Below are 13741 nucleotides of genomic sequence, written 5' to 3' on the forward strand. Positions count from 1 at the left end.
GTGAGATATGGAAGTCGCTTAACTTTATTCCGCCATAGCTCAGTTGGTAGTAGCGCATGACTGTTAATCATGATGTCGTAGGTTCGAGTCCTACTGGCGGAGTAGTTAATTAAAAGAGGTTTTGACCTCTTTTTTGTTATATAATTAATAATCTATCTCGCACCTAATGAAGCGGAATATTTTTCTTGTACCATCATTTTATAGCAATGATGGCACTTGAAACGACGTTTTCTAAGGAGAATTATAGTAGGCATACCAGTAGTTTCAAGGTAAGGAATTTTAGAAGGTTTTTGAAAGTCATATTTCTTCATTTAACTTCTGCAATCAGGGAAAGATGGGGCGTCGTAGTCCAGTTTAGCGATGATTTTCTTATGTGTATCCCTATTGATGATATCCATAATTTAGAAATTAGGGTCTGTAAGCTCTAGTAATTTTGTGATAAATGGAATTTTTTTCTACCCTAAAATAGGCTCCATAATATCCATAGGGGATTTACCCACTACAAATATTATAGAGCCAGAAAAGCTAATCTCGAGAAAGGACAAATTTCGTCCTTTCTTTTTTTGATGTTTAGAGCGATGAAAATCCGTTTTTTGAAGTTTTCAAAGTTCCGAAAACCAAAGTCGTTGCGCTTGATAAGTTTGATGGGATTATTAGTGACTTCTAGTTTGGCGTTAGAATAGGCTAGTTTAAGGATATTGACAATTTTCTTGTTATGCTAACTTCTCAAAGTAACTTCCACTTGCCTAACTGGAGTGGAAATTAGTCTAAAACGGATTTTTATGGTGGAATTAAGTGTGAGACGTTTGAGTTAGAAATGAGGTACACTATGACAAAACATAAACATCTTACCCTTTCAGACCGTAACGATATCCAACTGAGCTTAGAGCGCGGTGAAACCTTCAAAGCTATTGGCCAACTGATTCTAAAAGATCCTACTACTGTTTCCAAAGAAGTCAAACGAAACAGACAAGTACGAGAGTCTACATGCCATAACCTTCCTTGCCCTCTACTCGACAAAGCTCCCTTTGTCTGTAACGGCTGCCCTAAAAGAAGACAAAATTGTGGATTTAAAAAAATTTTCTACCTCGCTAAACAAGCTCAAAAACAATACGAACAAACTCTTGTCGAAGCTCGTGAAGGAACTCCCCTCAATTCCAAGACCTTCTGGGAAATGGACACCGTTATGGGCAGAATGGGAGGTAAAGTCCTACTCACCTTCAACCTGTCTTTCTGTAACTTTATCTTCGCTAGACTTCTGGATAATAAAACTGCCCTTGAGGTTACCAAACACCTTTATAAAATCAAGATCACTCTTCACCAAGCTGACAAAGATTTCTTCCAACTCTTTCCTGTCATTCTTACCGATAATGGTGGAGAGTTTGCCAGGATTGATGATATCGAAATGGATGTGCGAGGAGAGAGTAAACTCTTCTTTTGTGACCCTAATCGCTCTGACCAGAAAGGCAGAATCGAGAAAAATCATACGCTGATTCGCGACATTCTACCTAAAGGAACTTCTTTTGACAACTTAACTCAAGAGGACATCAATCTCGTTTGTTCGCATGTCAACAGTGTCAAACGTGCCGCTTTGAATGGAAAGTCAGCCTATGAACTCTTTGCCTTTACCTATGGAGAAGAAATTCCTAAACTTCTCGGCATTTCTAAAATACCTGCAGAAGACGTCTGCCAGTCGTCTAAATTACTTCAACATAAGATCTAAAAACTAATCTTTAACCGCATTCAAACGTCTCACACTAACTTCCACCATAGAGGAACTTAATCTGAAACGCTTTCAGATGAGGGGATTTTGTGCGCTCTTTTTTTCGATTCATTTTGGCTACAAAAGCAATAAAATCAAGCATGAGTAAAACCAGTGGAAGTTACCCTGACACGGATTTCCACTGGTTTTTATGATTTTTATCAAACTAACTTCCGCTTGGATTAGCAGTGGAAGTTAGTTTGGGAATTGACAATTTTCTCGTTATCTTTGAGAAATGTTTTAAAGATATTTTGAAAAATTTGATACTATGCGTTTTTCTTATTTTAAGATTTTTTTCTTCAGTCTCTTTTAGTATTTAACGCAGTTAATAAGGTCTATAATAGTCTAATTTAGGTAGTAAATTTGTTCTTATTCTGTCAATTTTTCCTATTTTTTATCTTGTTGAGATTGGTATTTTAACAATTCAGGAATTGTTAATAACTGTTTAAAATTTTTTGTTAGAATAAGTTTATAAAAAAGAAAAGGAGTATATATTTATGCTAAAAAGTATTTATGAGCAGATGGCAGATTTTTATAGAAATATTGAAGAAGAGTATGGTACTGTATTTGGTGATAATTTTGACTGGGAACATTTTCATTTTAAATTTTTGATTTATTATTTAGTTAGATATGGCATTGGGTGTCGTAGGGATTTTATCGTTTACCATTATCGTGTTGCTTATCGTTTGTATCTTGAAAAATTGATAATGAAACAAGGTTTTGTTGCTTGTTGAGACAATATGAGTTAATTTCCGAACAAATTTAACTTTTTGTGGAAAAATAATGATAAATAGCCGGAATTTTTTCTAAAACATTTTTTAATAGTTGGAAATAGCAAATCTTTCTATTGTTTCTTCTTGATAAAAAGGCGATTTTTTCTTATAATAAATTGTAAGATATAATTGCGGGTGAGATTCCTGCCATGTATGTGAGAAAGGAAGAGCTTGAGGGCTCAGACAAGATTATGACTTCAGTTGTTGTTGTAGGTACCCAATGGGGTGATGAAGGTAAAGGGAAGATTACAGATTTCCTTTCAGCGAATGCAGAAGTGATTGCACGTTACCAAGGTGGTGATAATGCAGGTCACACGATTGTGATCGATGGTAAGAAATTTAAGTTGCACTTGATTCCATCTGGAATTTTCTTCCCTGAAAAAATCTCTGTTATTGGGAATGGTATGGTTGTAAATCCTAAATCTCTTGTAAAAGAGTTGAGCTATCTTCATGAGGAGGGTGTGACAACTGATAACTTGCGTATTTCTGATCGCGCGCATGTCATTTTGCCTTATCATATCGAGTTGGATCGCTTGCAAGAAGAAGCTAAGGGCGACAATAAGATTGGGACTACAATCAAGGGAATTGGTCCAGCTTATATGGACAAGGCTGCTCGTGTTGGGATTCGTATTGCAGATCTTTTAGATAAAGATATTTTCCGTGAGCGTTTAGAACGTAACCTTGCTGAAAAGAATCGTCTTTTTGAAAAATTGTATGACAGTAAAGCGATTGCTTTTGATGATATTTTTGAAGAATATTACGAATATGGTCAACAAATCAAGAAATATGTGACAGACACATCTGTCATTTTGAACGATGCGCTTGATAACGGTAAACGTGTGCTTTTTGAAGGTGCACAAGGTGTTATGCTAGATATTGACCAAGGTACTTATCCATTTGTTACGTCATCAAACCCTGTGGCTGGTGGTGTGACCATTGGTTCTGGTGTTGGTCCAAGTAAGATTGACAAGGTTGTAGGTGTATGTAAAGCCTATACCAGTCGTGTAGGAGATGGTCCTTTCCCAACTGAATTGTTTGATGAAGTGGGAGAACGTATCCGTGAAGTGGGTCATGAATATGGTACAACAACTGGTCGTCCACGTCGTGTGGGTTGGTTTGACTCAGTTGTGATGCGTCATAGTCGTCGTGTTTCTGGTATTACTAACCTTTCATTAAACTCTATCGATGTTTTGAGTGGTTTAGATACAGTGAAGATCTGTGTGGCCTATGATCTTGATGGTCAACGTATTGACTACTATCCAGCTAGTCTTGAGCAATTGAAACGTTGCAAGCCTATCTATGAAGAGTTGCCAGGTTGGTCAGAAGATATTACTGGAGTTCGTAATTTGGAAGATCTTCCTGAGAATGCGCGTAACTATGTTCGTCGTGTGAGTGAATTGGTTGGCGTTCGTATTTCTACTTTCTCAGTAGGTCCTGGTCGTGAACAAACAAATATTTTAGAAAGTGTTTGGTCCTAAGAGATTTTTAAGATTTGTTTAAGATAGGTCGGGTATACTATAGACAGTTACAAGAAGACCTCCTAACTTGTTGTAACAAATATCCTAAACTTTTCTTTTTCATAATAATCTCCCTATAAAGTCACCGCATTCGGTGGCTTTTTTTGTCTTGGGATTCATGATATAATAATAAAATCGATAAGCAGGAAAAGAGAAACGGATGAATTATACAGTTGAAGAAAAAGAAGTCTTCATGAGAGAGGCATTGAAAGAGGCTGAGATTGCTCTTGAACACGATGAAATTCCAATTGGTTGTGTGATTGTGAAAGATGGCGAAATCATTGGTCGCGGGCATAATGCGCGTGAGGAGTTGCAACGAGCGGTTATGCACGCGGAGATTATGGCTATAGAGAATGCGAATCTGAGTGAGGAGAGCTGGCGCTTGCTTGATTGCACGCTTTTTGTGACCATTGAGCCGTGTGTCATGTGTAGTGGGGCGATTGGACTCGCCCGCATTCCAAACGTGGTCTACGGGGCTAAAAACCAGAAATTTGGCGCTGCTGGGAGTTTGTACGATATCTTGACAGATGAGCGTCTCAATCATCGTGTGGAGGTTGAAACGGGAATTTTGGAAGATGAATGCGCAGCTATTATGCAGGACTTTTTTAGAAATAGACGGAAAAAATAATTTTTCTTTTAAAATGAATAGGAATGTGATATAATAAATAGTGGAGCAACAGTTCTGCGTGAAGCGGGTCAGGGGAGGAATCCAGCAGCCCTAAGCGATTTGAATTGTGTGCTCTTTTTTTCGTGCTTTTTCCGAATAAATAAGATAGAATAATCTAGAATAAATGAAAATAGAAAAGAGAAGATGATGAAAATTCGTGGTTTTGAATTGGTTTCTAGCTTTACAGATGAAAATTTATTGCCCAAGCGTGAGACAGCGCATGCGGCTGGTTACGACTTAAAGGTTGCTGTGCGCACAGTTATAGCTCCAGGAGAGATTGTATTAGTTCCGACTGGGGTTAAGGCTTATATGAAACCGACTGAGGTTCTATACCTCTATGATCGTTCTTCAAACCCTCGTAAGAAGGGTTTGGTTTTAATTAACTCAGTTGGCGTTATTGATGGGGATTATTATGGAAATCCCGGGAATGAAGGTCATATTTTTGCTCAGATGAAGAATATCACAGACCAAGAGGTTGTTCTTGAAGTTGGAGAACGTGTTGTCCAGGCTGTCTTTGCTCCTTTCTTAATTGCAGATGGAGATGCAGCTGACGGCGTGCGGACTGGTGGATTTGGATCGACTGGGCACTAGAATGAAGATTATCTTTGTACGTCACGGGGAGCCAGATTATCGTGAGTTAGAGGAGCGTTCTTATACGGGATTTGGGATAGATTTGGCGCCCTTATCTGAGAAGGGACGGCAGCAAGCTCAGGAACTGAGCACCAATCCTTTACTCCTTTCAGCTGAAATAATCATATCTTCTGCAGTCACAAGAGCTTTAGAAACGGCTTCTTATGTGGCCTGTGCTACGGGACTTCCTTTAAGAGTGGAGCCTTTATTACATGAATGGCAGGTTTATGAAAGTGGCACAGATAATTTTGAAAAAGCTCGTACTATGTTTCTAGAAAATAAGGGGGAGTTACTTCCTAATAGTCCTATTCAATATGAGACAGCTACGGAAATGAAGTCTCGTTTTCTAGAATGTATGTCTAAGTATCGAGAACACCAGACTGTGGTAGTTGTTGCTCACGGAATGCTCATGCGCCAGTTTGTGCCAAATGAGAAGATTGATTTTTGCCAAGTGATTGAGTGTGAGTTAGAGATATAGAAAGAGGTTTATCATCGCAAAGAAAAAAGCGACATTTGTATGTCAAAATTGTGGGTATAATTCCCCTAAATATCTGGGACGTTGTCCTAACTGTGGGTCTTGGTCTTCTTTTGTAGAAGAGGTTGGGGTTACCGAGGTCAAGAATGCGCGTGTGTCCTTGACAGGTGAGAAAACCAAGCCCATGAAACTGGCTGAGGTGACTTCTATCAACGTTAATCGAACCAAGACGGACATGGAGGAATTCAACCGTGTACTTGGAGGTGGAGTGGTACCAGGAAGTCTCGTCCTAATCGGTGGGGATCCTGGAATCGGGAAATCGACTCTTCTCCTACAAGTCTCAACCCAGCTGTCTCAAGTGGGTACGGTTCTCTACGTCAGCGGGGAGGAGTCTGCCCAGCAGATTAAGCTACGAGCAGAGCGCTTGGGTGATATTGATAGCGAGCTTTATCTCTATGCAGAGACCAATATGCAGAGCGTTCGAGCTGAGGTGGAGCGCATCCAACCAGATTTTCTCATCATCGACTCCATCCAGACGATTATGTCTCCTGAGATTTCAGGGGTGCAGGGGTCTGTTTCTCAAGTGCGTGAGGTGACCGCTGAACTGATGCAGCTGGCCAAAACTAATAACATTGCTATCTTTATCGTAGGGCATGTGACCAAGGAAGGAATCTTGGCTGGTCCTCGTATGTTGGAGCATATGGTGGATACAGTGCTGTACTTTGAAGGGGAGCGTCACCATACTTTTCGTATCCTAAGAGCGGTCAAAAACCGTTTTGGTTCCACTAATGAGATTGGGATTTTTGAGATGCAGTCGGGTGGTCTGGTTGAGGTACTCAATCCGAGTCAAGTTTTCCTAGAGGAGCGTTTGGACGGGGCGACTGGTTCGTCAATTGTTGTGACCATGGAAGGGACGCGTCCTATTCTTGCAGAAGTGCAGGCCTTGGTGACACCGACCATGTTTGGAAATGCCAAGCGTACGACGACAGGACTTGATTTTAATCGTGCGAGTCTGATTATGGCTGTTTTGGAAAAGCGTGCAGGTCTTCTCTTGCAAAATCAGGACGCCTATCTCAAATCTGCTGGCGGTGTCAAATTGGATGAACCTGCCATTGACTTGGCCGTTGCAGTTGCCATTGCTTCGAGCTACAAGGACAAGCCAACTAATCCTCAGGAATGTTTTGTAGGAGAACTTGGTTTGACGGGTGAGATTCGACGCGTGAATCGTATCGAGCAACGTATCAACGAAGCTGCTAAACTGGGCTTTACTAAGATTTATGTACCTAAGAATTCCTTGACAGGAATCACTCCGCCCAAGGAAATTCAGGTCATTGGTGTGACAACGATTCAGGAGGTTTTGAAAAAGGTCTTTGCATAATCCGTGACAAATCCTCTTAAAAATGATAAGATAGGAGAAATATTTGATTATCAAATTTTCAAGGAGGGAATCGTGTCGTATTTTGAACAGTTTATGCAAGCCAATCAGGCTTATGTTGCCCTACATGGGCAGTTAAATCTGCCACTTAAACCTAAAACAAGAGTAGCCATTGTGACCTGTATGGACTCACGTCTGCACGTTGCGCAAGCTCTGGGCTTGGCACTTGGGGATGCTCATATCTTGCGGAATGCAGGTGGTCGAGTGACCGAGGACATGATTCGTTCGCTAGTTATTTCCCAACAACAAATGGGGACAAGAGAGATTGTGGTGCTGCACCATACAGACTGTGGTGCCCAGACTTTTGAAAATGGTCCTTTTCAGGAGTATCTGAAAGAGGAACTAGGTGTCGATGTGTCAGATCAGGACTTTTTGCCCTTCCAAGATATAGAGGAGAGTGTGCGAGAGGATATGCAACTGCTTATCGAATCTCCCCTAATACCAGACGATGTCATTATCTCTGGTGCCATTTACGATGTAGATACAGGAAGTATGACAGTTGTAGAATTGTAAATACTTTATTTAGAAAGAAAGTGTATGAAGAAAAACAGTATTTTATTTATTTTTATTTTATTGCTCTGTATTGGTGTACAGTATGAAACCATCTACTATACTGATGGTTCGATGTCAGGTGCGGAATATGGACTAATGGGAGTTTCTATCTTTCTAGCTCTCTTTTACATGATTCCGGCTCTTTATTTCCTTTTCCGTATTGGGAAAAAATGGGAATTGCCAAAGAACGCCTTGATTTTGTCTTTATTGGGTGGGATGTTCCTTTCAGGTTGGTTGTCTAGCTTTGCGAATACCTATATCCATGATTTACTGGGTGTTCTTTTCCCAGATAGTGCATTTTTAAATGCTTTTGAAAGTGCTATTGTGGCTCCTTTGGTAGAAGAACCGCTGAAATTACTGCCACTTATTTTTGTTTTGGCTTTGATTCCTGTGCGAAAATTAAAATCTTTGTTCTTACTAGGGATTGCTTCTGGTTTGGGATTCCAAATGATTGAGGATATTAGCTATATTCGTACAGATTTGCCAGAGGGCTTTGACTTTACTATTTCGAGGATTTTAGAGCGTATCATCTCAGGAATTGCCTCTCACTGGACTTTTTCAGGTCTGGCTGTAGTAGGTGTTTACTTGCTTTACAGAGCCTATAAAGGGCAGAAGGTTGGCAAGAAACAGGGGTTTCTTTTCCTAGGTTTAGCCTTGGGAACTCATTTCTTGTTTAACTCTCCTTTTGTGGAGTTGGAGACAGAGTTGCCTTTAGCGATTCCAGTGGTTACGGCTATTACTCTTTATGGTTTTTATCAGGCTTATTGCTTTGTTGAGAAGCACAATGAGTTGATGAACTAGAATGTTTTTCAAAAGAATGATGCAAGGGTACAAATATGGTGCCCTTCTTTTATTTTTGATTGAAAAATAGTGTAAAAAGCGCTACAATGGTAGATGGAAAATCTTGTGAAAAGCACAAGCGATACATATATACCGGAGGAAATCATGTCTTTTTCTGATTTAAAGCTGTTTGCCCTTTCTTCTAATAAAGAATTGGCAGAACGTGTGGCGCAGGAGATTGGGATAGAGTTGGGGAAATCAAGTGTTCGCCAATTTTCAGATGGAGAGATTCAGGTCAACATCGAAGAATCAATCCGTGGGAAACACGTCTTTATCCTACAATCAACTAGCTCGCCCGTAAATGACAATCTGCTTGAAATTTTGATTATGGTAGATGCTTTGAAGCGTGCGAGTGCAGAATCTATCAATGTTGTCATGCCTTACTATGGGTATGCACGTCAGGATAGAAAGGCGAGAGCGCGTGAGCCAATCACTTCAAAACTTGTTGCAAATATGCTTGAAGTAGCTGGAGTGGATCGTTTGTTGACAATCGACTTGCATGCTGCGCAGATTCAAGGATTCTTTGATATTCCTGTGGATCATTTGATGGGTGCTCCTCTGATTGCGGATTATTTTGAGCGTCGCGGTATGGTTGGTTCGGACTATGTGGTTGTCAGCCCAGACCATGGAGGGGTAACTCGTGCTCGTAAGTTGGCAGAATTTTTGAAAACATCTATTGCTATCATTGACAAACGTCGTAGTGTTGATAAGATGAATACTAGTGAAGTCATGAACATCATCGGTAAGGTCGAAGGCAAGACTTGTATCTTGATTGATGATATGATTGATACAGCTGGAACGATTTGTCACGCGGCAGATGCCCTTGCAGAAGCTGGTGCTGTTGAAGTCTATGCGAGCTGTACGCACCCAGTTCTTTCTGGTCCGGCTATGGACAATATCCAAAATTCAGCTATCAAGAAATTGGTTGTTTTGGATACCATCTATCTGCCAGAAGAGCGTTTGATTGATAAGATTGAGCAGATTTCAATCGCTCATCTCCTAGGGGATGCTATCGTACGTATTCATGAAAAACGACCACTTTCTCCACTTTTCGGTATTGAGAAAAAAATTTAATGACCAAGCCTGAGATAATTCTCAGGTTTTTTCGTCTTTTTTCCGAATAAATAGATAGTAGCAGTGAATCTAGTAAACCTAGATTTAAAACTGTGGTATAATAAAAGGAGGAAAAGGATGATTCTAAGACATCCGGGCATCAGCCCGACTAACGATTTGGTTGCTAAGAAAATCTTTAGCAATCCAGAAATCACTTGTCAATTTATTCGCGATATGCTGGATTTACCAGCAAAAAATGTAACCATTTTGGAGGGGAGCAATATTCATGTCTTGCCTTCCATTCCGTACTCGGCGCAGGACTTCTATACAAGTATAGATGTTTTGGCTGAGTTGGACAATGGGACACAGGTTATCATTGAGATTCAAGTTCATCATCAGAATTTTTTCATCAATCGTCTGTGGGCTTATCTGTGCAGTCAGGTCAATCAAAATCTTGAAAAAATTCTCCAACGTGAAGGTGATACCCACCAGAGCTACAAACATATCGCACCAGTCTATGCCATTGCTATTGTGGATAGCAATTACTTCTCAGATGATTTGGCTTTCCACAGTTTCAGTATGCGAGAGGACACGACAGGTGAGGTCTTAACCATCACAAACAATGGACAAGAAAACCATCTAGTCAAGATGGCATTCTTGGAATTAAAAAAATATAGAGAAACCAGCAAAGACGAGGTTCGCAAGCCCTGGTTGGAGTTTTTTGGGAATAAACCCTTTACTCAGCAACCCGAGCGAGCCATCAGCCAAGCAGACCAACTGCTGGACTATCAGAGCTGGTCCGAGGAGGACAGGAAGATGTTTAGCCAACTACGTATGCGAGAAGAACAGGCCTTGTTAGCACAGGACTATGCCTTGGAAACTGCTAGGGTGGAAGGTATCGAACAAGGACTAGAGCGCGGGAAAGTTGAAGGATAAATCTTTGCCTTTATTGATTTAGTATGACAACATGCTTTGCCTTCCGAATTTACGAGTGAACAATTAGACACAAATTGAAAAAATATCAAGTTGACTTGACTTTTTTTATAGAATAGTATAGTATTTAGATACAAGCACTCCTTTTGCTCCCTGTTTCATAGCAACTGGAGTCATTTTTTTATAAATTTAGAAGGTTAATGATGTACACAACTGATAATAGTATTTCTTTGTCAAGAGATTTAAAGAGAGAAATGAAAGCATTTTTACCTCTTGAAGATTTGGTAAGTTATCTTTCAGATAAGCTAGATATGTCACCTGAAGAGGAACTAGATTCCAAAAATTTTTTACGTTGCCATAATTACTATTCGTTTTCTGCTTTTATTAAACAGGTTCCAGATAATCTTCATAAAGGAAAATTTCAAGCAGCGATTTCATTGTATGAATTTAATAACTGGTTGTCACAGTTTCTGTTTATATTTTCTGGTAGATTAGAGCAGTTTATAAAATCAACTTTTATTGAATCGCTTTGCCAGCAATATAATGGAAAATATCAAAAAGGTGAGTGTTACTTGGATGAAACTATTTATGAAAACTCTGAATTATATAACGAATTTATTTCAATTATAGAAAAACATTTATCAGAGAATCAAAGTCTTTCAATACAGCATCATATCAAAAATAAAGGTTCTAAATTCCCAATTTGGGTTCTTTTTCAAGAGATGACTTTTGGGGAAACAACTCGTTTTATAAGTGCACTGAAAAAAGAGTACCGGGAGTATTGGATAGATACTACATTTTTATCAACTGGTATGGTAAATTCTAAAATTCATGGAGAAGAAATCCAGAGTAAATTATTTGGCTGGGTTTCAGCTACATGGCATATGAGAAATAGGACAGCACATCATTTAAGACTATATGGTCAAAATTTTACAATAGCAAGTCCAAGTTTCTTTTCAGCTGATTTGCGTCAAATAAACAAGAATGCAGAGACTAAAAAGAAAAAGACGCATAATAACGATTTATTTGCTTATCTTTTAGCTATGAAAAATCTTATACAACATCATTCACATTCTTTTGTTCAAGATTGGAACGATTTTTTGACGACTTTAGAGGAACAGTTGATGGAAAAGTCAAATATCATATTATCTAGTAAGATTGGTTTGCCAAGCAATTGGAAAGATATATTGTGGATCGGTTGAACTAAGGAATGATTTTTTACTCAAGTTATTATTCAGAGAATCTTTGAGAATCCAGATGAGAAACCAAACATTAAGAAGTTGATTACCAAGATGAATGAAGGATAAGATGCGAGATTTGGGAATCGCTATAGCGGACGATGTAATAGCTGAACAAGGTGAGAAAATCAGAATCATCAAGGAGCACTATGATGTTCTTGCCATCTGCAAAGAAGACTTAGAAACCATGATTCGGAAACTCGAACAAGAATATCAAGAACAAGTTAAGCTGATTCAAACCGTATCTGGATTCAGGGTGTTTTAATTTTAAAAATTAGGTGTCAAACCCTCTTTTAGTACAGATAAAATTAAGGATAAACAATAGTTTTAATAACTTTTATTTTTTTTCGTCTCTTTTCCGAATAAATAGATAGAAGCATCAAATCTAGTAAACCTAGATTTAAAAATGTGCTATAATGAAAGGAGAGAAAGTATGACATTACGTCATCCGGGCATCAGCCCGACCAATGACTTGGTTGCTAAGAAGATTTTTAGCAATCCAGAAATTACTTGTCAGTTTATTCGCGATATGCTGGACTTGCCAGCAAAAAATGTAACCATTTTGGAGGGTAGCAATATTCACGTCTTGCCTTCCATGCCCTACTCGGCGCAGGATTTCTATACCAGTATAGATGTTTTAGCGGAGTTAGATAATGGAACTCAAGTTATTATCGAAATACAGGTACATCATCAGAATTTTTTCATCAATCGCCTGTGGGCTTACTTGTGCAGTCAGGTCAATCAAAACCTAGAAAAAATTCGTCAACGTGAAAGAGATACTCACCAAAGCTACAAACACATCGCACCAGTATACGCTATCGCTATTGTAGATAGTAATTACTTCTCAGATGATCAAGCTTTCCACAGTTTCAGTATGCGAGAGGACACGACAGGTGAGGTCTTAACCATCACAAACAATGGACAAAAAAACCATCTGGTTAAGATGGCTTTCTTGGAACTAAAAAAATATAGAGAAACCAGCAAAGACGAGGTTCGCAAGCCGTGGTTGGAGTTTTTCGGGAATAAACCCTTTACCCAAGAACCTGAGCGAGCTATCAGCCAAGCAGACCAACTGCTGGACTACAAGAGCTGGTCCGAGGAGGACAGGAAAATGTTTAGTCAATTACGTATGCGCGAAGAACAAGCCTTGTTAGCACATGATTATGCCTTGGAAACAGCTAGAGCGGAGGGGGTTGAACAAGGAATCGAAAAAGGTTTAGAGCAAGGTCTTGAGCGTGGTCGAGCTGAGGGGATTGAACAAGGACTCGAACGAGGACGAGCGGAAGGCATTGAAGAGGGATTAAAAGTAGGTCTAGTAAATCTCGTTCTCCAAGGTCTTTTGACTTCTGAAGTTGCCAGTCAACAGCTGGGCATGACTGTCGATGAGTTTGAGGAGCTATTGAAAGACCATCATAAATAAGACCTAAAAATACAGAGAAACCAGCAAAGACGAGGTTCGTAAACCATGGTTGGAGTTTTTTGGGAACAAACCCTTTACCCAGCACCCCGAGCGAGCCATCAGCCAAGCAGACCAACTGCTGGACTACAAGAGCTGGTCTGAGGAGGACAGGAAAATGTTTAGTCAACTACGTATGCGAGAAGAACAAGCATTATTGGCCCATGACTATGCCTTGGAAACAGCTAGGGCGGAAGGAATCGAAAAAGGTTTAGAGCGAGGTCTTGAACAAGGACGAGCAGAAGGCGTTGAACAGGGACTGGAGCGTGGGAAAATCTTTACCTTTCTAGATTTAGTACGCCAACATGTTTTAACTTCCGAATTCGCGAGTGAACAATTGGGTATGTCAGTAGCGGAGTTTGAGGCACTATTGTAAGAACGTCACAATAATGGCATTCTTGGAATTAAAA

12 protein-coding genes, 1 tRNA gene, 1 other RNA gene and 5 pseudogenes are annotated in these 13741 nt (G+C 39.7%); 17 read left to right on the forward strand and 2 right to left on the reverse strand.

Features of this window, described 5'->3' with window-relative positions; translation table 11 throughout:
* Positions 1-28: 28 nt before the first annotated feature.
* Positions 29-102: transfer RNA gene (locus tag HW098_RS08985), tRNA-Asn, on the forward strand.
* A gap of 86 nt (positions 103-188) precedes the next feature.
* Here HW098_RS08985 and HW098_RS08990 read toward each other — a convergent pair.
* Positions 189-398, reverse strand: a pseudogene (locus HW098_RS08990) (transposase family protein); the annotation flags it as partial.
* Positions 399-525: 127 nt separating this feature from the next.
* Positions 526-718: pseudogene (locus HW098_RS08995) on the reverse strand (transposase); the annotation flags it as partial.
* Between the two features lie 111 nt (positions 719-829).
* On the opposite strand from HW098_RS08995, the gene HW098_RS09000 reads away from it, so the two are divergent.
* The 16 genes and pseudogenes from HW098_RS09000 to HW098_RS09075 form a co-directional block, all read left to right on the forward strand.
* Positions 830-1723 carry a helix-turn-helix domain-containing protein gene (locus HW098_RS09000; protein ID WP_176139886.1) on the forward strand — a complete coding sequence of 298 codons (894 nt, stop codon included), beginning with the start codon at positions 830-832 and terminating at the stop codon, positions 1721-1723.
* 536 nt (positions 1724-2259) lie between these two features.
* Positions 2260-2496: a sigma(X)-activator ComW gene (comW, locus tag HW098_RS09005; RefSeq protein WP_173213476.1), complete on the forward strand. Its 237-nt coding sequence runs from the start codon at positions 2260-2262 to the stop codon at positions 2494-2496.
* A 230-nt stretch (positions 2497-2726) separates the two neighbouring features.
* The gene (locus HW098_RS09010; protein WP_001832534.1) at positions 2727-4013 is read left to right on the forward strand and encodes an adenylosuccinate synthase; all 1287 of its coding nucleotides are present in this window, start codon (positions 2727-2729) and stop codon (positions 4011-4013) included.
* 199 nt (positions 4014-4212) lie between these two features.
* Complete coding sequence (gene tadA, locus HW098_RS09015) at positions 4213-4680, forward strand: tRNA adenosine(34) deaminase TadA (RefSeq protein WP_173253439.1); 468 nt, start codon at positions 4213-4215, stop codon at positions 4678-4680.
* Positions 4681-4712: 32 nt separating this feature from the next.
* Positions 4713-4810, forward strand: an RNA gene (ffs, locus tag HW098_RS09020) — signal recognition particle sRNA small type.
* Between the two features lie 56 nt (positions 4811-4866).
* Entirely contained in the window at positions 4867-5310 is a 444-nt protein-coding gene (locus tag HW098_RS09025; protein ID WP_176139895.1) for a dUTP diphosphatase, read from the forward strand.
* On the forward strand, positions 5261-5827 hold the full coding sequence (locus tag HW098_RS09030; protein WP_176139887.1) for a histidine phosphatase family protein: 567 nt from the start codon (positions 5261-5263) through the stop codon (positions 5825-5827). Before HW098_RS09025 ends, HW098_RS09030 begins: the two co-directional genes overlap by 50 nt.
* A gap of 10 nt (positions 5828-5837) precedes the next feature.
* Complete coding sequence (gene radA / locus HW098_RS09035) at positions 5838-7202, forward strand: DNA repair protein RadA (RefSeq protein WP_176139894.1); 1365 nt, start codon at positions 5838-5840, stop codon at positions 7200-7202.
* A gap of 72 nt (positions 7203-7274) precedes the next feature.
* Entirely contained in the window at positions 7275-7772 is a 498-nt protein-coding gene (locus tag HW098_RS09040) for a carbonic anhydrase (RefSeq protein ID WP_004237611.1), read from the forward strand.
* A gap of 24 nt (positions 7773-7796) precedes the next feature.
* Positions 7797-8612, forward strand: coding sequence for a PrsW family glutamic-type intramembrane protease (locus HW098_RS09045; RefSeq protein ID WP_176139888.1), 816 nt, complete (start codon positions 7797-7799; stop codon positions 8610-8612).
* Positions 8613-8756: 144 nt separating this feature from the next.
* A complete protein-coding gene (locus HW098_RS09050) occupies positions 8757-9725 on the forward strand; it encodes a ribose-phosphate diphosphokinase (protein ID WP_176139889.1) in 969 nt (322 codons plus the stop codon).
* 117 nt (positions 9726-9842) lie between these two features.
* A pseudogene (locus HW098_RS09055) lies at positions 9843-10667 on the forward strand (Rpn family recombination-promoting nuclease/putative transposase).
* Positions 10668-10840: 173 nt separating this feature from the next.
* Positions 10841-11839 (forward strand): Abi family protein, encoded by a 999-nt coding sequence (locus tag HW098_RS09060; protein WP_176139890.1) that lies wholly within the window; start codon positions 10841-10843, stop codon positions 11837-11839.
* A 21-nt stretch (positions 11840-11860) separates the two neighbouring features.
* Positions 11861-12128: pseudogene (locus HW098_RS09065) on the forward strand (IS110 family transposase); the annotation flags it as partial.
* A 180-nt stretch (positions 12129-12308) separates the two neighbouring features.
* Positions 12309-13295 carry an Rpn family recombination-promoting nuclease/putative transposase gene (locus HW098_RS09070; protein WP_176139892.1) on the forward strand — a complete coding sequence of 329 codons (987 nt, stop codon included), beginning with the start codon at positions 12309-12311 and terminating at the stop codon, positions 13293-13295.
* 7 nt (positions 13296-13302) lie between these two features.
* A pseudogene (locus HW098_RS09075) lies at positions 13303-13707 on the forward strand (flagellar assembly protein H domain protein); the annotation flags it as partial.
* Positions 13708-13741: the final 34 nt, after the last annotated feature.

It is taken from the genome of Streptococcus sp. 1453, from assembly GCF_013276955.1.
Classification (GTDB): Bacteria; Bacillota; Bacilli; order Lactobacillales; family Streptococcaceae; genus Streptococcus.